General features: G+C 61.5%; 13 protein-coding genes. 6 read left to right on the top strand and 7 right to left on the bottom strand.

All coding sequences use genetic code 11. The annotated features are described in order from the left end of the window. Window positions 1–12: 12 nt before the first annotated feature. On the bottom strand, window positions 13–1,074 hold the full coding sequence (locus H6650_01100) for an Rpn family recombination-promoting nuclease/putative transposase (GenBank protein ID MCB8950587.1): 1,062 nt from the start codon (window positions 1,072–1,074) through the stop codon (window positions 13–15). A 9-nt stretch (window positions 1,075–1,083) separates the two neighbouring features. Beyond that, a complete protein-coding gene (locus H6650_01095) occupies window positions 1,084–1,704 on the bottom strand; it encodes a TrmH family RNA methyltransferase (GenBank protein ID MCB8950586.1) in 621 nt (206 codons plus the stop codon). Between the two features lie 337 nt (window positions 1,705–2,041). On the opposite strand from H6650_01095, the gene H6650_01090 reads away from it, so the two are divergent. From H6650_01090 to H6650_01075, 4 genes are all read left to right on the top strand, one after another. Beyond that, window positions 2,042–3,700, top strand: coding sequence for a DUF1800 domain-containing protein (locus H6650_01090; protein ID MCB8950585.1), 1,659 nt, complete (start codon window positions 2,042–2,044; stop codon window positions 3,698–3,700). Between the two features lie 45 nt (window positions 3,701–3,745). Then, complete coding sequence (locus tag H6650_01085) at window positions 3,746–5,095, top strand: DUF1501 domain-containing protein (protein ID MCB8950584.1); 1,350 nt, start codon at window positions 3,746–3,748, stop codon at window positions 5,093–5,095. A gap of 78 nt (window positions 5,096–5,173) precedes the next feature. After that, the gene (locus H6650_01080) at window positions 5,174–7,096 is read left to right on the top strand and encodes a glycosyltransferase family 39 protein (GenBank protein ID MCB8950583.1); all 1,923 of its coding nucleotides are present in this window, start codon (window positions 5,174–5,176) and stop codon (window positions 7,094–7,096) included. A 378-nt stretch (window positions 7,097–7,474) separates the two neighbouring features. Then, window positions 7,475–9,547, top strand: a complete 2,073-nt coding sequence (locus H6650_01075; GenBank protein MCB8950582.1) for a chloride channel protein — start codon at window positions 7,475–7,477, stop codon at window positions 9,545–9,547. Window positions 9,548–9,573: 26 nt separating this feature from the next. Here the strand turns inward: H6650_01075 and H6650_01070 are convergent, their stop codons facing one another. The 3 genes from H6650_01070 to H6650_01060 all read right to left on the bottom strand — a co-directional run bounded on the left by H6650_01070 (window position 9,574) and on the right by H6650_01060 (window position 15,033). Beyond that, the gene (locus tag H6650_01070) at window positions 9,574–12,471 is read right to left on the bottom strand and encodes a VWA domain-containing protein (GenBank protein ID MCB8950581.1); all 2,898 of its coding nucleotides are present in this window, start codon (window positions 12,469–12,471) and stop codon (window positions 9,574–9,576) included. Between the two features lie 141 nt (window positions 12,472–12,612). Beyond that, window positions 12,613–14,811, bottom strand: coding sequence for a HAMP domain-containing histidine kinase (locus H6650_01065; GenBank protein MCB8950580.1), 2,199 nt, complete (start codon window positions 14,809–14,811; stop codon window positions 12,613–12,615). 39 nt (window positions 14,812–14,850) lie between these two features. Then, on the bottom strand, window positions 14,851–15,033 hold the full coding sequence (locus H6650_01060) for a hypothetical protein (protein ID MCB8950579.1): 183 nt from the start codon (window positions 15,031–15,033) through the stop codon (window positions 14,851–14,853). A 363-nt stretch (window positions 15,034–15,396) separates the two neighbouring features. Between H6650_01060 and H6650_01055 the strand changes: the two genes are divergently transcribed. Together H6650_01055 and lspA are read left to right on the top strand one after the other, a co-directional pair. Beyond that, window positions 15,397–15,759: a hypothetical protein gene (locus H6650_01055; protein MCB8950578.1), complete on the top strand. Its 363-nt coding sequence runs from the start codon at window positions 15,397–15,399 to the stop codon at window positions 15,757–15,759. Next, a complete protein-coding gene (lspA, locus tag H6650_01050; GenBank protein ID MCB8950577.1) occupies window positions 15,746–16,267 on the top strand; it encodes a signal peptidase II in 522 nt (173 codons plus the stop codon). Before H6650_01055 ends, lspA begins: the two co-directional genes overlap by 14 nt. 163 nt (window positions 16,268–16,430) lie before the next feature. On the opposite strand, the gene H6650_01045 is transcribed toward lspA, so the two are convergent. Both H6650_01045 and H6650_01040 read right to left on the bottom strand, forming a co-directional pair. Continuing rightward, window positions 16,431–18,152, bottom strand: coding sequence for an AarF/ABC1/UbiB kinase family protein (locus tag H6650_01045; protein ID MCB8950576.1), 1,722 nt, complete (start codon window positions 18,150–18,152; stop codon window positions 16,431–16,433). Between the two features lie 368 nt (window positions 18,153–18,520). Then, on the bottom strand, window positions 18,521–20,326 hold the full coding sequence (locus H6650_01040; GenBank protein MCB8950575.1) for an ABC transporter ATP-binding protein: 1,806 nt from the start codon (window positions 20,324–20,326) through the stop codon (window positions 18,521–18,523). Window positions 20,327–20,351: the final 25 nt, after the last annotated feature.

Below are 20,351 nucleotides of genomic sequence, written 5' to 3'. Positions count from 1 at the left end.
GGTGTGGTATGGTTATGTGGTGGGAGGGGGAGATGCCGGCATTTTCCCCACAAAATCGCGCAACGTCTCCGCCGTAAACGTCTGGCGCAGCAACTGACGCAAAACATCCGGCTGAGAAAGCGCCTTTACCTGCTCCGCCACCTGATCAGGCAGCGGGCCAAAACGCAATTGCAGCATTTCCAGAATATTCTCTTGCAGAGTCTGGACACGCCCCCGCTCCAGACCCCGCTCCAGACCGCGCTCCAGACCCCGCTCAAGGCCCTGTTCAATGCCTTGCTCAATACCCTTTTCAAAGCCCTGCTCAACCCCCTGTTTAATCCAATAATCCGCTACCGTTTGCATAATCTCACTTCCTTTCTCATCAAATGCTGCCTGAACAACGGCAACCATCTCTTCGGGAGCCAGGTAGGTGTAGGTTCGACTAATATAATACAACACCGTCCCCAGATACTCCAGTGCTGTTTCCGTTTCCGCCAGGTCGGCGAACAACGCAAGGATTTCCGCCAATCGCTCGCGCAGCAGCGGTGTGAAGATGTATTTCAGTATCAGAAGCCCAATTTGGAGATGGGCCATGCCCCGAATTTCCTCATCGCTGAAGACGGACAAGTCCTTCAATTCATATTGGAACGCGGGCCAATAGGGACGGAGAATTTCAGGTCCCGTAAACAGTCCCGCGAAATCGCGCGAAATCTGCCACCGCTCTCGCCCATGATAGACCACGATGGGCACGATTGGGCGCAGCGGATTGCCGGCACGCACGTCACGTTCCCAAATCCGCACAAGGTAGCGCAGTAGTTGAAATGGCGTTTGCGCATCAACATAACTCTTATGTTCCAGCAGCAAATAGATGTAGGCGCTGCTGTCGTCTACAAGTGCAACCTGGTACAAGAGATCCGCGAATTGTTCTTGCAGTTCCGCGTCGATGAAACTGCCTGATTGCAGGGCCAGGGTGTCCAGGTGGAGAGATTGAACGACGCGCTCCGGCAAGTAGTGGGCGAAGAAATCGCGCGCCACATCGAGGCGAGAAAACGTTTCTTTGAAAAATCGGTCGTGGGGATTGGTTAGCTCCGTCATGGAGACGGATTATACCTGATTGGCGGCGATGGGCGGAGCCGGGCCACGGCGGAGTTCGTAGGCGGCAATGCCAAAAGCGACGGCGACGTTGAGGGAGCGTTTTTGGCCTTGCATGGGGATGGTGAGGATGCGTTCGCAGAGGGCGAGCAGTTCGAGATCGACGCCGGTTAGTTCGCTGCCGGCAATTAACACAATAGGGCGGCTGTCGGTGACGGCAGGGAGGAACAAGGATACCGCGTGGGGATGATCCCCTTCCAGCGCCCACAGCCGACAACCGGCCTCTCGCAGAGCACGCGCGGCGCGCAAGCTGTTGGCGTGGTAGGTCCAGGGAATGACGTTTTCCGCACCGAGGGCGGTTTTGCGCATTTTGGGATGATCGGGGGTGGGCGTAATGCCGGCAAGATGCACATGCGACACCCCCGCGCCATCCGCAATACGAAACACCGACCCCACGTTAAACACACTGCGCACATTGTCCAACAGCGCCAACACCGTCGGGCCGGGCAACTTCACCGGCGCACCCTCCGCCTCCTGGTGCAGCCACCGCTCATGCGCCAGCCGCGTCCCGCCGCCGCAGCGGGGGCAAACATCAGCCGGCATTTCCCGCGCCAACACCGGGTAGCGGAACAAACAGTTTTCATTTTCACACTCGCGTATCTGCATCAGCATAAGGGTTTTGGGCGGCTATGTGAGCGTCCAGAATTTAGTTGCCCCCCAGATTGGTTCCTTTTGGAGAATGAACCAATCTGACGGTAATATCGGCCTATTGTGCAGCGACGCGACATTTTATACCATCTGTATCCAGCAGGGTAATGTAATGAAGCAATAGCGTAAATTCCACGCCTTTTGCCTTCAGGAAGGTAGCTGCTAAGCCAGATTGGATCAATTTTCTCTGGTGAAAGGCCATTGAGCGCGTGAAATGGGTCCAATCTCCAGAGCGCGTTAGTAGTTACTCAGGAAGAGAGATATGACAACGCATTCTGGTTTCATCAGCCGACGCGAACTGTTACAAATGGGGGGCGCTGCCGTCGTTGCCGGCACGATGCCGGCAAAATCCGGCATTATCCAGACAGAACAGAAGCGCACGGGCATAAATGCCGGCATTCCCCCCCTCCCCCCGCTAGAAATCATCACCCTCAACCGCATCGCCTTCGGTCCCCGTCCCGGCGACCTGGACGCCTTCCGCGCGTTGGGCAACACCCCCGCCGAACAATTCCAGGCCTACATCGAACAACAACTCAACCCAGACACCATTGACGACAGCGAACTAGAAGACAAACTCAACGCCGCCGGCTTCATCAACCTGAACAAACCCCTGCAACAACTCTGGTACGAACTCGTCGTCAACGGAGGCGACCGCAACCTGGCCGCGGAAGAAATGGAGCGAGCCACCTACATGCGCGCCCTCTACAGTCGGCGGCAACTGGCCGAAGTCCTGGCCGATTTCTGGCACAATCACTTCTCCGTCTATGGCTTCGACTACGCCATCAAACCCGTCATCATTCACTACGACCGCGACGTCATCCGCGCCCACATGCTGGGCAACTTCCGCGCCATGTTGGAAGCCGTCGCCAAAAGCCCGGCCATGCTCTACTTCCTGGACAATCGCGTCAACCAGGTGGCCGGCCCCAACGAAAACTACGCCCGCGAACTGTTTGAACTGCACACATTGGGTGCGGAAAACTATCTTGGCGTGATGCCGCAACAAGACGTGCCGCGCGACGAAGACGGCCGGCCCGTTGGCTACGTAGACAACGACATCTACGAGGCCACCCGCTGCTTCACCGGATGGCGCATCAACGATAGCGGCCTGGACAATACCGGTCTATTCGTCTACTACGCGCCCTGGCACGACCGCTTCCAGAAATACGTCCTGGGCGTCTATGTCCCGCCGGACCAGGCAGACCAGGAAGATGGGCGCGGCGTGCTAAACCTGGTGGCCGCCCATCCGGGCACGGCGCGCTATCTTGCGCGGAAGTTGTGTCGTCGTTTGATCAGCGACGATCCCCCCGATGATGTCGTGGCCGCCGCCGCCGCCACCTTTTCCGCCAATCTGGATGCGCCAGATCAACTCAAACAAGTCGTGCGTACCATCTTGCTCTCCGACGCCTTCCAGAATACGTGGGGAGAAAAGATCAAGCGTCCTTTTGAGTTTGTCATCAGCGGTTTGCGGGCAATGGGGGTCGATCTTTTGCTGACGACGGACAGCAACAGCGACACTTTTGTGAGCACGTACAAGTACATGGGCCAACCGTTGTTTCAATGGCCGGCGCCGGATGGCTATCCTGATCGCAAAGAGGCGTGGAACGGCTCTTCCTCCACGCTCCAGCGGTGGCGCATGGCGAACTGGTTGATTGACTGGAAGATTGATGACACCTATGTTTTGGACGTGTTGGGCCAGACGCCGCCCGCCGTGCGGTCGCCCAATGCGCTGGCCGATTACTGGCTGGAACGTTTGTTGGGGCGGCCGGCGGATGGGGATGAGCGCGACCATATCGTTTCTTTTATGGCGCAGGGGCGTAACCCGGATTTTGATCTGCCGCTGGATGAGGAAACGACGATTCAGGATCGTTTGCGGGCGATGGTTGGCCTCATTATGCAGATACCTTCCTTCCAATGGCGGTGACGCTCTGATTGGGCGCAAGCGCCACGAGTACAATGGAGTTGGACTGTGACCAGGATAAGTCGACGTGGTTTTTTGGTGGGATGCTCGGCGGCAATTGCGGCGATGGCCGGCGCGCGGCTAAATTTCATCGCCTTTGGCCGCCCCGAGGGAGAGGTCAATCAAGACATTTTGCTGTATGTGTTTTTGCGTGGTGGCTATGATGGGCTGAATTTGATGATGCCTATTGCCGGCACGGATCGGGCCTATTATGAAGCAGCGCGACCGTCGATCAAAGTGCCGGCAAACGAAGCCCTCATGCTCAACAGTCAATTTGGCCTGCATCCCTCCTTTGCCCCCATCTACGAGCTATTCCAGGCCAACCACGTCGCCTTCATCCACGCTGCCGGCCTGACAACGGACACACGCAGCCACTTCGACGCACAGCAGTTTATTGAATTGGGAACGCCGGGGAGCAAGGCGACGACGACGGGCTGGCTGACGCGCCACCTGCAAAGCGCACCCAATCTGCCGGAGGGCGTGCTGATGCCGTCTCTGGCGGCCAGCGATCTGACGCCCATCTCGTTGCAAGGCGACTTTGGCGCGGCGGTGATCAACAGCGTGAGTAACTTTAGCTACAATCGCGGTCCTTCCACCTGGCGCAATGCGCAGCGGGTGGCTCTGCGCGCCATGTACACGGGAAATAGCTGGCTGCATCATGCCGGCATTCAAACCCTGGACACCCTCGACATCGTTGAAGCCGCCGACCCCGGCAATTACGAACCCGCCAACGGCGCCGTCTACCCCGGCGGCAACTTCGGCAACCAGCTCAAAATCATCGCCCAAATGATCAAACTGCAAATGGGGCTGCGTGTGGCCGCCATCGACCTGGGCGGCTGGGACACACACGACAGCCAGGGAGACGGCAGTGGCGGCTACTTCTCCTCCCTCTTGAGCGAACTGGCAACCGGCCTCAACGCCTTCTACATTGACATGGACGGCGCGGGGAACCAAAACTACACGCAGCGACTAACCATCGTCGTGATGAGCGAGTTTGGCCGCCGCCTGCGCGAAAACGCCAATCGGGGCACCGATCATGGTCATGGTTCCCTCATGTTCGCCCTCGGCGGCAACGTCAACGGCGGCGTCTATGGCGACTGGCCGGGGCTGCGTAACGATCAGTTGTATGACGGCGCCGACCTGGCCGTGACCACCGATTACCGCCGCATCCTCAGCGAAATCCTGATTCGTCGCCTGGGCAATCCCTATCTGGGCACGGTGTTCCCCGGCTACACGGGCTATGCACCGCTGGACATCGTACAGGGAGAAGATTTACCTCCCATCGTTCCCACCCCCACGCCCACGCCCCCCCCACCGGCACAAACGCAAAACGCTTACTTGCCCTTTGTGCAGCGTTGACCAAACACGCCACACCCCGTATCATCACTTGGTCGGCTGACATTCAAAGCGCACATGCCGGCACAAACGACCACGTGCATGATGAATCCCCAAACAAAACCCTTCCCCCGCTGGCCGCACGCCGCGCTCTTATTGATTCTGCTCGTTGGCGCGGGATTCCGCATGGCCGGTTCCCGCGTTTCTCCTCCCGGCCTCTCCCACGACGAAGTCGCCAACTGGCTCATCGACCGCCGCATTTTGGCGGGCGAACACGCCGTTTATTTCACGCAGGCTTACGGCCACGAGGCGGGCTTTCACTATTTGCAGGCGGGATCGATAACCGTACTAGGAGATAATGCGCTGGCGCTGCGCCTGCCGGCATTTTTCGCGGGACTGCTGCTCGTGGCCGTTACATTCACCCTGCTGCGCCACCTGTTTGGGTGGGAAGTCGCGCTGCCGGCAGCCGCGCTGCTGGCGGTGCTGTTCTGGCCCGTTTTCTTCAGCCGCCAGGGGCTACGCGCCATCACGCTGCCCGTCGTCTCCGGCCTTTCCGCCTATTTTTGGTGGCGCGGATGGTCGAGTGGGAAGTGGTTGTGGTGGGGAAATGCCGGCATTCTCGCCGGACTCTCCCTCTACACCTACATGGCCGCCCGCGCCGTCCCCATCTTCTACGCCCTCTACCTCCTCTACCTCCTCCTCTTCCACCGCGCCCAACTCAAAACACGCTGGCGACAAATCGCCCTCTTCCTGGGCCTGATGCTCCTCGTCGCCCTGCCGCTCACCCTCTTCCTCCTGCGCACCCCCAGCGCCGAATTCCGCATCAGCGAGATTGACGCCCCCTTACGCGCCCTCCGCGCCGGCGATTTTCGCCCCATTCTGGATAACGCCCTCAAGTTTCTAGGCATGTTTGGCCTGGCCGGCGACCCCCTCTGGCGGCAAAACGTAGCCGGCATGCCCGTCTTCGATCCCCTCACCGCAACCCTATTCTACGCGGGTTTGGCCCTCTCTTTATGGCATTGGCGTGATACGCGCCACGCCTTTGTACTTCTATGGCTATTTGCTGGCGCGCTCCCCAGCATAGTCACAATAGATGCCCCCAGTTTCATCCGTATAGGCAATAGTTTGCCCGTTGTCGTCCTTTTCCCCGCGCTGTTTATGCACAGTTCAGCCCACTTATCCACAGTTTTCCCCAAGTTATCCACAGATCGAGGAAAAAAAGCCCTTTCGATTGCCCGCAATGCCCTATGGGTTTTGCTGCTTCTATTGCATATAGATCGCACCGCCGGGGCGCTCTTTTCCACCTGGCCGACGCAAGAAGAAGTGCAATTTGTGTGGCAGGCAGGGTTGACGGAGGCCGCCAGAACCCTGGACGAAACAGCCACCAACGGTCCCGTAGCCGTCGGCGGCTGGTCGCCGGAGACAATGGACCCGCCCACCATGCGGCTCTCCCTGCCGCGGCGAGACTTGCGGCTGGTCTACTTCTATCCTGGCCGCACGCTGATCCTGCCCGCGCCACAGCCCGGACAAACAGTGCGCGTCATCCGCCCCACCGTACTGCCGCTGGACGCGGCCATCGAGAGCCGCCTGACCGCGTGGGGCGCGCCCGCGCAGCCAGACGGCGCGTTCACCCTGTACGAACTGCCCCACCTCCCCGCCGTGCAACCGCAACAGCGCCTGGATGCCACTTTCGGCGACCAGCTACATCTACTCGGCTATGACTGGCTGCCAGGAAGTGCGGGCAGCCTGGATTTGCTCACCTACTGGCAGGTGCAGTCCCCTAACGCCGGCGCGCGCCGCCTCTTTCTGCACGCGCTGGCGGCCAATGGCGACCCGCTGGCGCAAGATGACGGGCTGGATGCCCCCGCCGAATTCTGGCGGGCAGGAGACTTGCTGCTGTTCCACCACCATCTCGACAGCGTCGAACAGGCCGCCATGCTGCAATTAGGCGTCTACGAACCGCCCGATGGGCCGCGCCTGCTGCTGCCGGACGGATTGGACTACGTTACTATTCCGCTGCCATGAGAGAATGGCAAACATTTGCGAAAAAGGCGTCTTGTATGTCACAATTAGCTCCTCCGAAAATGTAGGGCGATTTTCCAAATCGCCCGCCCGATTTTCCAAATCGGGCTACGATGGCACATCATTTTCATTCATGGTGGTCGGCGGCAGCCGGTGAAGTCTCCTGTGTAAATAAAGAAAGGCAATCCCGCGATCCCATCCAGACGCATCGCTGCCAGAGGATTGCCAGTCCTGCTGACTTGCCGTACGGTGATCGACACTACCGACATAATTTCCTTCAGGCCTGCGCCGTTGCAAGAGTCTGGCCATGCGTGATTTCTATGCTGACCCAAACGGGAACACGCCTGTTGCGCCCCCTTATGCCCCATTATGAAAAACATTATGACGGATACGGAAAACCCGCCCGAACGACAGATTTCTCCCACTATCGGTGAACGTCTGCTACCACTTTTGCAGCGCCTGCCGCTGGAGTGGGCCCCGCCCGCCGAGGTCATCTTGATCGGCACGTCCATGCTCGTTGGCCTGGGAACCGGGCTGGGGGCGGTGATATTCATTAAACTACTGGCCCAGATTAACCATCTGGCGCAGTGGACACAAACGCAGCTAGGGGACGTGACCGGGCTGCTGGTGGTGATGGTTGCGGCCGGCCTGGTCGTGGGGTTCATCGTGGATAGGTGGGCGCGGGAGGCAAAGGGGCATGGCGTGCCGGAGGTGATGGAGGCGGTGGCGCTGCGCGATGGGCGCATTCGTCCGCGCGTGGCGGTGATCAAGGTACTGGCTTCTTCGATCACGATTGGCGCGGGCGGTTCGGCGGGGCGCGAGGGACCCATTGTGCAGGTGGGGTCGGCGTTGGGCTCGACACTGGCGCAGGTGCTCCATTTTTCCGACGAGCGCATTCGCACGCTGGTGGCCTGCGGCGCGGCGGCGGGTATCTCCGCCACGTTTAACGCACCAATTGCCGGCTCTATTTTTGCTCTGGAGATTATTCTGGGGCGTTTTACGGTGCGTTATTTTGGCGCGGTGGTGATCAGCGCGGTGTCCGCCAGCGTGATCAGCCGTTTTTTCTTGTCGAATCAGCCTGCTTTTATTGTGCCGGCATATCCCCTCAACCACCTCGCCGAAATCCCCCTCTACATCATCCTGGGCATCCTCGCCGCCTTCGTCGCCGTCCTCTTCATCCGCTTCCTCTACGCCGCCGAAGAAATCTTCGACAAATGGCGCATCCCCCTGACCTTCAAAGCCGGCCTGGGCATGCTCCTCACCGCCTTCGTCGCCCTCCTCCTCCCCGGACGGGACGTACTCGGTCCCGGCCTGCACCTGATCGGCGAAGCCATCGCCGAAGATTTCAACCTGCCCCTGACCCTGATGGTCGTGCTGCTGGGAACCAAGCTGCTGGCGACCACCTTCACCCTCGGTTCGGGCAACTCCGGCGGCGTCTTTGCCCCCAGCCTCTACATGGGCGCGATTCTGGGCGGCATTGTGGGCACAATCGGGCACGCCCTCTGGCCGGACATCGTCGCCAATCCGGGCGCGTATGCCATTGTGGGCATGGCCGCCGTCTTTTCTGGAGCAGCCCGCGCTCCCATCACCGCCGTCCTCATCGTCTTTGAGATGTCCGGGGACTATAAACTCATTCTGCCGTTGATGATGGCCACCGTGCTTTCCACGCTGCTGGCGGAGCACCTGTTCACCGAATCCATCTACACGCTGAAGCTAAAACTACGCGGTATTCGTCTCACCAGCGGCCGGGACGAGGACGTGCTGCGCGGCGTGCAGGTGAAAGAGGTGATGACGTGCCAGATTGACACGGTTTCGCCGGACACAACGCTGGCCACCCTCGCTCGCCTGCTGGACCGCACGCACATCCACGGTTTGCCCGTGGTCACGACGGAAAATCGACTGTGGGGCGTGGTTACGGTTTCCGACCTGGACAAAGCGATCCAGAGTAACCGGCCGCTGAGCGCGAACGTGTCGGAAATCGCCACGCCCTATCCGCGGCTGCTGCTGGCGTATCCTGATGAGTCCATCGGGCATGCCCTGGAGCGCATGAGCGTCCGCGGCCTGGGGCGAATGCCCGTGGTGGCCCGCGAGGACCCGTACCAGCTTTTGGGACTGGTGCGCCGCGCGGACATCATCCGCGCCTATAAATTGGGGCTAAACCGGCGCGCGGAGAAACAGTACCGGACGCAGCAGGCGGCGCTGCAAAACCTGGATGGACTGGAGTTCCTGGATGTGGTTTTGGGGCCGGATGACCCGGTGGTGGGGCGAATGTTGCGGGATTTCGCGGGGGCGCTGCCGGCAGAATGCGTCCTGGTGTCGATTCGGCGGGATGGGCAGTTGCTGATCCCTCATGGGAATACGGTGTTTCTGGCAGGGGATAAAATTACGGCTTTCGTGCGCCCGGAAGATGCCGGCATTCTCCACAACTGCCTGCATCTGAAAACTGATGATTAGCCGTTCACCCACTCACCAATTGGCTATTATTTTTCCCCTTCCTGCTCTCGCTTCTTCTCCAGCAGGCGCGCCGCCAACGAACCGCCGCTAGCCGGCGCACGCGGCGGGGCCGGCTCTGGCGGCGGCTCGCCGGCATCCTGGCGCGGCGTTGGCGGCAAGATGATTCCCGGCGGCGGGGAGATCGTTTCCGGCGGCGGCGGCTCTCCCGTGGGCTGCGTGCCGGCGCGCTCTTTCGCCTGGAACAGGCGCGCCACCTGTTCGCTGCGCTGTGGCCTGGGCGCGGCTTGCGGCCAGTAGCGGCCCACCGTGGCCGCCCAGGCGCGGGCCACGTCTCGGCGCGTGATCACCAGGCGGCGCGCGGCAATATCGAAAGGCAACAGCACGACCGCCGCCAGCAGCAGCCAGGGCCAGATGGGACGCACGGCCAGGTCGCTGGGCAGGTCGTGGCTAAACACGATTGCCGGGTCTTCGCCGGCGTCCCGCCCATTGGTGAGGGCGGCGACTTCTTGCAGCAGGGCGGGGTTGGCTTCGACCTGGCGATATTCGGGGGAGTAGCCCAGCACCCAACCGGATGTCTGCCCAATGTTGGTGGCTTCGTCGGCGCTGATGCCGGCAACACGCACAAAATACGCCCCCTCTTCTGCCGGCACAAACGCCCCCTCATACCGCCCCGGAGCCACCTGCGGCAGCGTTACCGTCTGCGTGCGGCCATCCGGCGCAACCACATTCGCCGTCATCCCCAGGTTATCCAGAAACGCCCCGCCGCTGTCCCGCGCATCCACCAACAGCCGCGCCGACTCTCCAGCCAGCGTCACCACCGTCTCCACGTTGCTCTCCCGATCCTGCGAGATCGTCCAGCGCACCACCTGCGCCCAAAACGTGGGAAAACCCTCCCAGCGCACCCAATCCACGCCCCAGCGCCCCGTCGCGTCCGACGTCCAGGCCACCGACCGCCCCAGTCCGTACTGCCAACTTGCCAGCAGCGGGTCCCCCATGTGCGTCTCCAGGATCACCTGCGCCGCGCCTTTGGCGCTGGTTCCCACATAGCCGTACAGCGGCGGCACAGCGGCAATGCCCTGCAAGATCGGGCTGCGCGTCACCAGCGTGGGGAAAAAACGTTCCTCAATCAGGTAGCTGCGCTGGATAGACGTCGTTTCCTGCGTGAAAATCTGCGGCAAATTGGCGGCGCGGTCGGTAAAATGGAACCGTCCATTTCCCCGCTGCGCCATGTCTTGCAGCCAGGGCACGTCAGTCCCGTTGCCAATGCTCACGAACGAGATCGTTGTCCCCCCTGCCGTGAGCGCGTCCAGCAGTTCCGGCACGCCCTCTTTCTGCTCCGAATCGCCGCCATCGGCCAGGACGATCACGTGCTTGACCTGGTTGCTGCTGCTGGCGAGGGCCTGCGCCGCTGCTTCCAGGCCGGTGCGCACGTAGATGCCGCCACCCCCCGCGCCGATCTGACGGATGCGGGCGATGATGCTCTCTTTGTCCGCGGCGGAGACGGGGCCGATGGGGTTATCGGGCCGCGTGTCCGTGGGAATAATGGTGATGTCGTCGAAGTCGTTGAGAAGCTGCACCACGCGGGCCGCGCCTTCCGCCGCCAGTTGAATTTTGGTCACGCCCCCTTCGGGCGCGCCCATGCTGCCGGAGCGGTCGATGACGATGACCATGCTCACGGAAGGGAACCGCTCCTGGTCTTTGATTTGCATCTCCAGGGGCAGGGTCTCTTCCAGAGGCGTACGGAAGTAGCCGCCCATGCCGTAGCTGCTGGGGCCGCCGACGGTCACCAATCCGCCGCCCAGGTCGCGCACGTAGGTTTGCAGCGCCTCCATTTTGCGCGGCGATAGCTCTTTGGCATTCACGTCCACGAGGATGATGCTGGCATAGTTGCTCAGTTCGCCCAGGGCGGCGGGCAGTTCGGCGGGGGTGGCGCGGTCCACGAGCAGGCCTGCCGCTTCCAGTGCCAGTTGTAGTTGGGGGGATTCGTCGGGGATGGGGCTGCCGTCGTCCGCCTGACCGGCAGCGGCGGCAACGAGGAGGACGCGCGGCGGTCCCACGATTTCGGTGAAGGCGGCGAGCTGGTTGTTCTGGTAGTAGGTGTCCTGGGTGGGGACGATCTGGGCGGTGTAGCGGGCGAATTCCTGGGCGGTGGCTTGCAGACGGATGCTGTAGTTGTTGATGCCGGCACGCAGTTCGACGGGCTGCTCCGAGATGATGCTGCCGTTTGCCAGGATGCGGATAGATGCCGGCATATTCCCCGTACTCTCCACCGTCACCGTCAGACGAAACCCCTCCCCCGCCACCACCCGCGTCGGCGCGTTCACGCCCGTGATCATCACCTCAGGCACATCCCCCGGGCGCGTCAACGGAACCACGTCAATCTGCACCCCCGTCGTTGCCGCCACCCGCGCCGCCGCCGCCGTGTCCCCATTCGTGGCCGCGCCATCGCTCAAAATCACCATGCGCCGCGCCGCGCCCGCCGGAAACAGCGCCAGCCCCAAGCGGATCGCCTCCGCCAGGTCCGTATGCAAACTTCGCGGCACGGACGAAACCGGGGCCAACTCCGCCAGCCCGCTCATGGGGCGTTCCACCAGCGCATTCGCTCCAAAAACCACCACCGCCGCCTGATCGTTGCTCTTCATGCCCGCAATCGCCTGGCGCACATAGGCTTCCGCCTGTGCCTGCTGCTCTGGCGAAATGGAGTCGGAGGCGTCCACCAGAAAAACCACCGCCAGTTCATCGGCGGCGCGTACGGTTTGCGCCCCGGCCAGGGAAAGCGTCAGCAGCGACACGATCAAGAGGCGCAGTCCCAGGCTCACGGGCGCGCGCCAGTCGCGGCGTCCTGCCGCGCGCGTCCGCCCCAACCAGAAGAAGTAAGGGAGCGTGAGCAGCAAAAGCAATGCAACGGGCGTGGCGAATCGCATGATGGTAGTTTACAACAGTTGACGAGCAACGGAAAACGTTACGACAATGGGTGTTATGTTGGGGGTGTCCGATTTGGAAAATCGGACTACAGAGGGGAGTGGCCGATTTGGGGAAGCGGCGGATGGAGGGGGGGCGATTTTCTACAGTTTCCCGGAGGGTGGGAGAGAATAGATAATGGGCAAGTAAGAGGAAAAGGTGCTGCCGCTGCCGTATTCGCTGACGGCGGTGATGCGCCCGCCGTGGCTGAGGATGATGAAGCGGGTGATGGGGAGGCCCATTTGCAGGTCGTTGCCGCTGACCCTGGTGACGCGCGGCGCGGTCGTCCGTTGGAAGCCTTCCCAGAGGTCGTCCAGCCGGTCGGGGGGAATGCCCACGCCGGTGTCACTGATGTGCAGGGCGATCTCGTTGGTTTCCAGCGCGCAATGGAGGTTGACCTGCCCGCCAATACGGTTGAATTTGATGGCATTGTGCAGTAGGCCGCGCACGGCCTCCGCCAATCGCTGGCGGTCGCCATAAATGGGCGGGAGCGCGGTGGCGATCTCGGTCGTGACCTGAACGCGCCGCCCCGCGGCCATGGGTGTGAGGGCATTCACGACGTCGCGCAGCACCTGATCAAACTGCACGGGCGCAAACTGAAAGTCCATCAGGCGTTCCAGGCGAACTTTGGCGCCGATGAGGCCATCCAGTGTGTGGCGTAGTTCGTTGACCTGTCGCTGCGTGGCAGCCATGTCCTCATCGGGGAACTGCTCCTGCCGCTGTCGCAGGCTCTGGTCAATTTGCTGTAGGGGTTGGCGCAGTGTCTCCGGCTGAATCAGATCGAAAAATTGGCGTTGCAATGCCTGCCACTGCGCCTGGTAGCGGCCGGTGTGGGCGGCGGCGTGGTGCTGCGCGAAGGCGTGATAGGCGAGTTGGTAGAGGCTGGCCTGGGTGAGCGCTTGCTGTAGTAGTGGCGCCACCTGGCTGGCAAGTGTTTGCAAGCTGAGGTAGTCGAAACGGTCGTAGGGGCGGCGACTGTCTTTGGCGGCCAGGGCCAGCAGTCCAACCAGGCGGGAGCCGGCGTGCAAGGGCATGTACAGGTGGCGCTGGAGTTCCCGAATAAGTTGGCGTTCTTCCGGGTCCATGCCGGCAAATGCGCCGACGGTGTCGATGTCGTATTGCACGATGGGGGCGGCTTGTTGGCGTAGATGCTGGACAAACGGGTTGTCGGCGAGGAGAGTGAGGGAGGGGATGGTTTGCGCGTCGGAGGCGACCAGGGGGCGCAGCAGCAGACGCCCGCCGGGTCCATCCGCGCAGGTGTAGAGCCAGACGTCTTTGGTTTGCACGGTTGTTTGCACAGCGTACAGTAGCCAGCGACCCAGCGCCGGGGGATCGAAGAGCGCGCCGCTGAGGTCGTCCGTGGCGGCGAGGGGCGGGGAATGGTCGTTGAGGAGGGGATGGAACCAGCGCCGCCGCATTTGCTGCACCAGGCGCAGCCCCAGCAAAATGAGGAGGGCAAACAGGCCGGCGGTCAGCAGTTGACCGCGCAGGGAGAGGCTGCCGACCTGCTGGCTGAGGAACCAGAGACCGAGGAGGGCGATGATGAAGATAACGGCGGCGTCGATGAGAAGGGCGACGATCTGGCGGCCGCTGAGGCGGATTTCTGGCAGGGGGGTGTGGGTCAGGGTGAGGGTTCCGAGGAGGGCGGCGAGGAGCCAGATGAGTGCGCCGAGTTGGGGCAGCCCGGGTTGGCCGGGGAGGCGGGCGCAGGCGGGGAGGAGGGCGAGGAGGAAGAGGGTGAGGGCGAGGAGCCAGTAGGTGATCTGGGTGCGAGATTGGGATTGGGGCAGGTGGCGGGCGAAGCGGAGGTTGATAAGCCAGGCGGAAAATGCCGGCACAAGCCCGCTCAACACCCACACTCCCGCCCACATATCGAAATGTCGCCAATAGTAGCCGCCGCTGCCCCAGCGAAAGAAGATCGTGGATAGATGGTACGACCAGATGGCCGGGTCCAGGCCGACGGCGGCCAGCCAGAGCGCGCCGCTGGCGATGATCAACCACAACCGGCCGCGCCAGGGCGTTTCCAGCAGCGCCAGCGTCGTCAGCAGCAGTCCCAAACCGGATAGGCTCAGGGCATACGCGCCTACGACGCGCCAGGTGAAGGCCGCCGTTAGCGGAAGGGTGGCCCCGCCAAAATAACTGAGCAAAGTGCTGCTCCAGAAGGCGGACAGAACCAGGGTCAGCGCCCACGGCCGTGCGGCGGGTCGGCGCGTACGCGCGGTGGCGCGCCGCCCATACAGGAGGAGCGCGACGAAAGCGGCGGGGATGATGGACAGGAGGAGGAACTGCTGCGTCAGATTCATGAGCGGACCGGCATGACGACGATTTAGATATGAGCGGAATTATACCTGATACGCCTGTTTTCGGTTGGCGTGGCCGGCGACGAAATCAGCCCGTTGGTCCCAATGGGTTCCGCGCCGGTTCGCGTCCGCGTTTTCTGGCAAATCACGGTCCGGGGGACTATACTGGCGTGGCGTTGTTGCGGGGGGGATGAATGGGCGAGGTGTGGTGATGCGTGCCGGCATAATCTCCCACAACTCGCCACATCTGGTCAGGACTGACGATGAAATAAAGTACGGAATTGCATCGTCAGGTTGCAGGAACGGGAAGGAAACAACTTCGTTGTCTTGTTTAAGTTCCGTCCCTTAGAATAATTCAGGTACTATGCACCACCATCTTCCCGGAAGCTATTTTGATGCTAAATGACGCGAATAACAAGACCCTTTGGGTCTGAAATTGTGCTTCCGGGGTAACTGCTAAGCCAGATTGGACCAATTTTCTCTGGTGAAATTGGTCCAATCTCCAGAGAGCGTTAGTAGTTACCTTCCGGGAAGGTCTGTCGGACCATGTACCCCGGAGGCTGAACAGTTACGAATTCGGAGGCAATAATGGGGTTCTTGAAACGGCTTTTTGGCGGCGACGACAAAAAAGAAGCAGCGCAAGGGGATACGCAAGGCATCTACCTGTATGCTCGCTGCGACAACTGCGGCGCGATTGTGCGCGTGCGCGCGGACAAGCAGTACGATTTGCAGCAGGCGGACAACGGCTACCAATGGCACAAAACGATTGTGGACAGCCGCTGTTTTCGCCGTATGCAGACGGTTGTCACCTTCAATCGCCAGTACGAAGTGGTGAGCGCGGAAATCGGCGGCGGCCAATACGTGACGGAAGCGGACTATCTGGCGTGGCTACATCCACCCGTCCCCGCCGTCGCGGATGAGGATGAAGGCGAACCTGATGGAGAAGAATGAATCCACGAGGGGATGGTGGGGAGCTATCTGGCCGTATGGGTTGATCGTGGCGACGTTTGTGGCGGACCGTCTGGCGAAAAGGTGGATGGCGGATTTTTTCGCCGCACACGGCGATACGCGCCTGAATGCGTGGGTGACGCTGCGGGAGACGTATAATCGGGGGGTGGCGTTTGGCTGGTTTCCGGGGGTGGGCGTGGTCGTGGGCTGGTTGTCGGTGCTGGTGCTGGCGGCGGCACTGTTTTATTTGTGGCGCACGCCGCGGGCGCTCTGGGTGGAGCGGTTGGGATTGGCGCTGTTTGTGGGTGGGGCTGCCGGCAATTTATGGGACCGCATCACCACGGGAGAGGTCCTCGACTTCGTGCAACTGCGCTTGCGCGTGGGCATTTTTAACGTGGCCGACGTGTGCATCAACCTGGGCGTGATTGTGCTGCTGCTGGGGATGCTATGGGAGCAGATCAAGGAAACCCGGCGGCGAAAAACAGAGGGGGGACAAGCCGCAGAAAATTGAAGCGTCCCCCATGAGCGGGGCGCACCACGATGGCTACCAATTAACCGTCCGAATACAACTTCACCCTTTTTACGGACCGTTACTGACAAGCTATCATGGACAGCCGCTGTCCGCGCATTTCCGCTAACTTAATTGCGGACAGCCACCAACTACCAACCGTCCACTATTTTCGCAGGAGGGAGAGCGTCAAGAGCAGCGCGGCTACGCCCCAGAACGCGGTCCCCAGCCCTGTCTCCCCACTAACGTAAAGCACCGTCCCGGAAATGAGCACCGCCATGCTCACCAGTCCCCAATTCAGTTGATTCACCTGCCGTTCCAGCCGATCCAGGCGGCGCGTGGTCTGGGGGTCGGGCAGAGAGCGGATACGCAGTTTGCCACTTTCGGCGGCTTCCAGCAGGCGGCGCGCCCGCGCGGGTATTGCCAACAGGCTGCGCAGTTCGCTGCCCACCTGCTCCAACGAGAATTCGCCGATCCCTTGCGTTTGCGCCACTTCTAGCGCGAATTTCTCGAACTGATACCAGGGATTGATGTTGGGATTGAGCAGGGAGGCCAGGCCGGAAATCATACCGACGGCTCGCCCCAGGTAGACAAAGTCTTGCGGGACCTGGAAGGGGAGTTCAAACAGGATGTCGCGGAATTCCAGGCTCAGTTCCCGCACTTCCGCGGGGTCGGGGCGGGCCATTTCCAACAGATTGCGCCCCCAGATGCGCGCCAGCAGCACCTTTTGCGCTTCCTCAATTCGTTCCAGGTCCGCTCCGGGCAGGAAGAAGCCCATGTCGGCGTAGGCCTGGGTCAGCGCATGGGCATCCTGTTGGGCGACGCTGAGGAGGACCTTCTGCAGGTTCCGGCTCAGTGATTCCTTGATGCGCCCCATCATGCCAAAATCAACGAAGACGATGGCAAAGGGGTATGGGTTGTCGTCGGTTGGGGGCAGTGGCTGCACGAAGAGGTTGCCGGGATGAGGGTCGGCGTGGAAGAAGCCTTCGATGAAGAATTGGCGGAAGTAGAGTTCCAGCAGGCGGTCGGCGATGTGGGCGGTGTCGATGCCGGCATCGCGCATAGCTTCCGTCTCCGTGATTTTGATACCTTCCATGCGTTCCAGCGTGAGGACGCGGGAGGTGGCGTGCTGCCAGTAGACGGCGGGGACGCGCACATCGGGCTGGTCGGCGAACAGGAGGGCGAAGCGTTCGGCGTTGCCGGCTTCGGCGTGGTAGTCGAGTTCTTCCCAGAGGGTGCGCGCGAATTCGTCGAGTAATGCCGGCACATTCGCTCGTCGTCGAATAGGTTTGTAGCGCATCACCCAGCGGGCCACCACCCGCAGGGCGGACAGATCGGTGCGCACCACCTCCTCAATGTGCGGGCGCTGCACCTTGATCACCACGGGCGCACCGCGGGGGGGTGTTTGCCCATTGGGGTGTGCGGCGCCGTTCGCGGGCAGGAGCCAGGCGGCGTGCGCCTGCCCCAGGGAAGCGGCGGCCAGGGGGGTGGGATCGATGTAGGCGAAGCGGCGAGAAAGGTCCCCCAGTTCTGCTTGCAACACGTCCTGGATGGCGGTGGCAGGCACGGGGGCGACTTCGTCTTGCAGGCCGGCCAGTTCTTCGGTGACTTCGGGAGGGAGGACGTCTACGCGGGCGCTGAGGAATTGTCCCAGTTTGATGAGGACGCCGCCCATATCCACGGCCAGTTCGCGGAAGCGGCGAGAGAGGTGGCGGTGGCGTTGGGGGCGGTTGGCGCGCAGGCGGGTTTTGAGGAGGGGCAGGCGGACGGCGAGGAGGTCGAGGAGGATGATGTGGAGGAGAATGCCGGCAAAAAACGTCAGAATCCGACGATAACGACGGCGGTCAATGCGGTCCGGTATTTGCGGGGGCGTCGTGCGTTCGCTCATAAATCACCCCCTGTAGTGTACTCGCAAATAGCGAAACTGGCTTGTCCGGCCAACGATGAACGGCCATTCCCATTTTGCCAGGTTTCGTGTCGGGGCGGAACAGACGGGGCATCATTAGGATAGCGACCGGCCTCTTGTATTCCGCCTTTCTCGCCCCCTGGCGTCGCAAAAGGGGGCGACAACGCGGAGAAGCGGCTGGCTGCCCGGACAAGAGGAATCCGCGTCGTCCCCCCTACGCCAGGTGGCCCCAAAATGATGGATTTTGCTACCCGACAAACCTTCCTGGAAGCTCGCTCTCGGGCCAGCGCCGTCTCATAATCAGCTTCCAGGAAGACATGGAAATCCATCACCTTGTGGTTGACAAGACACTAGGCGGAGATGGGCACTTCGTAATCGGGCGACTGGTGGCGGAAATAGGTGTCGTAGAGATCGGCGTAGTGACCGCCCAGGCGCATGAGTTGGTCGTGCGTGCCTTCCTCAATGATTTCGCCCTGACGCAGCACGATAATGCGGTCGGCGTTTTCGATGGTGGAGAGGCGATGAGCGATGATGACGGCCGTGCGCTGGCGCAAGATCACCTCCAGGCTCTCCTGAATTTGCGCTTCCGCCAGGGGGTCTACGCTGGCGGTGGCCTCGTCCAGGATGATGATGGCCGGGTCTTGCAGCATGACGCGCGCCAGGGCCACCAACTGCCGCTGCCCCATGGAGAGGGCGCGCCCTTCTTCGCCGACTTCCGTTTCCAGACCCTGGGGCAGCGCCCGCAGCCAATCGCCCCAGCCGATTTGTTGGGCCACGGTCAGCACTTCTTCGTCACTGGCGTCTGGTCGTCCATAGCGGATGTTGTCGCGGATTGTGCCGGCAAACAAAAACGGCGTCTGCGGCACAACACCCAACTGGCGGCGATAGTCCCGCAAGTCAAATGTGCGGATGTCACGCCCGTCAATCAGCAATTGACCGCCCTGGAACTCATAGAAACGGGCCACCAATTTGCCCAGGCTAGACTTGCCCGCGCCCGTGTGCCCCACCAGGGCCACCGTTTCTCCCGCGCCAATCGTCAGGTTGAAGCCGGAAAGGACCGGCTCCCGCGGCGCGTAGTGAAAATCCACGTCCATGAAGGCGATCTGGCCGCGCAGCGGCGGCACGGGTTGGTTGTCCGTTTGCACCACGCGCGGTTCAGCGTCGATGAGGGCAAAGACGCGCTCGCTGGCGGAAAGCCCTTGTTGAAACTGACTCCAGAAGGAGGCGATGCTGGTGAGGGGAAACCAGAAGAGGTTGACGGCTTCGACGAAGAGGAACCACTCGCCGGCGGAAACGACGCCGTTGAGGACGCTTTGGCCGCCGAGGTAGACGATGATGGTCGTGCCTGTGCCGGCAATCAGCACCAACACCGGAAAGATGGCCGAAAACGTCATCCCCTGGCGCAAAGAAACGCCATAAGACTGTTGATTGATGCCCGTAAACGCATCGTAGATGTTTTGCTCCTGGCGGAAATTCTTGGCCACGGCAATGCCCGTCACCGTTTCCTGCACGTTGCTGTTCACGTTAGCCAGCGCCCGCTGCGCCCGCAGCGTCGTCTGGCGGGCGATGTGGCGGAAACTGAGCGCGGCGACGATCACCAGGGGCGAAATCGCCAGCGCCAACAGGGTCAGGCGCACGTTGAGCGACAGCAGCACGGCGACCACAATCACCACAATCAGCAACTCGCTCATCAGGTTCAGCGTCAACGTGACCACGGAAGCGAATGCCTGTGTGTCCGAAGTGACGCGGCTGACGATTTTGCCTGAGGAAAACTCGTCGTAAAACGACATATCCCGCGCCACCACGGCGGCGAAGGCGTCCTGGCGCAGTTTGAGGACGATGTTGCCCACCACGCGCGCGGTGTGCCACTGGCGCAGGTAGTTGAACAGCCAGGAGAGCGCGCCAAACAGGAGGAAAGCGAGCAGGAGCCAGCGCGTGCGGCTCAGATCGGCCCCGGCATCCAACGTGTCAATCATGCGCCCGATGAGGATGGGCAGCGCCGTCGTCATCACCGCATTGAGGAAGATGACGCCGGCCACGCCCAGCATCACGCGCCGATGGGGTCCAAAGTAAGCGACAATGCGCCGCAGCAGTTCGCGGTCGTTGTACGAACGATCATACCCTTCGGCATCAAGGCCATCCATGATAAAGCCCATTGATTACTCCTCTGACAAAAAGACG

Source organism: Ardenticatenales bacterium (assembly GCA_020634515.1).
Classification (GTDB): Bacteria; Chloroflexota; Anaerolineae; order Promineifilales; family Promineifilaceae; genus JAGVTM01.
This window is presented reverse-complemented; position numbering and strand designations above follow the sequence as displayed.